We start from the raw sequence: 1,056 nt of genomic DNA on the forward strand, positions 1-1,056 counted from the left end.
GATGCGGCGGCCCGCCAGGATCACCTGCGGGTGGTAGCCGATCATGTCCGCTTTATGGGTCAGGTAGTACGGGTCCACGCCGATGCAGTGGCCGCCAACCAGGCCCGGACGGAACGGCAGGAAGTTCCACTTGGTGCCGGCAGCTTGCAGCACTTCAAGGGTATCGATGCCGATCTTGTCGAAGATGATCGAGAGTTCGTTCATCAGCGCGATGTTCAGGTCGCGCTGGGTGTTTTCGATGACTTTTGCCGCTTCGGCCACCTTCACGCTGGAAGCGCGGTACACGCCGGCAGTGATGATGGACTCATACAGTTTGGCGATCGCATCCAGGGTCGGCGCGTCGTCGCCCGACACCACCTTCAGGATCGTGGTCAGGGTGTGCTGCTTGTCGCCCGGATTGATACGCTCCGGCGAGAAGCCCACGTGGAAATCGGTCTTCCACTTCTGGCCCGAATGCTTTTCCAGCACCGGGATGCAGACTTCTTCGGTGGCGCCTGGGTACACGGTCGATTCATAGACGACGATGGCGCCCTTCTTCATATACTTGCCAACGCTGGTCGATGCGCCGATCAGGGGGCCGAAGTCGGGATTGTGAGCGATATCAACAGGAGTCGGCACGGCGACCACGATGTAGTCCGCCTCAGCCAGCACGGCTGGGTCGGTACTGACGGTCAGCTGAGTTGCCGCGCGCAGATCTTGTTCGGACACTTCGCCGGTCGGATCGCAGAAACGGCGGTAATTCTCGATTTTCGATTCAGACAGGTCAAAGCCGATCGTTTTGCGCTTCTTGCCAAATTCGACTGCCAGCGGCAAGCCTACGTAGCCCAATCCTACAACCGCAACCACCTTCGTGTTATCCATATCGGGTTCCATGTGAGAATTACCTATTACCATTATGCTAACTATATAACATGAAGCACGGTAATTCAATGCTGAGTTTCACATTTCATTGTGCGCCTTGTTAATGACTGCATAATGAAAACTACACTTTCCTTCTGAACAGACTTGTACGACAACCTTTCAAGTCTGTTGGGACTGCGCCACATTGCCGTGGTT

General features: G+C 55.8%; 1 protein-coding gene. It reads right to left on the reverse strand.

Features of this window, described 5'->3' with window-relative positions:
* Positions 1 to 861: nucleotide sugar dehydrogenase (locus AB4Z11_RS32445; protein WP_442030398.1), on the reverse strand; the 861-nt coding region annotated here is incomplete at its 3' end.
* Between the last annotated feature and the right edge of the window lie 195 nt (positions 862 to 1,056).

This window comes from Pseudoduganella sp. RAF53_2 (assembly GCF_052113985.1).
Classification (GTDB): domain Bacteria; phylum Pseudomonadota; class Gammaproteobacteria; order Burkholderiales; family Burkholderiaceae_D; genus Rugamonas.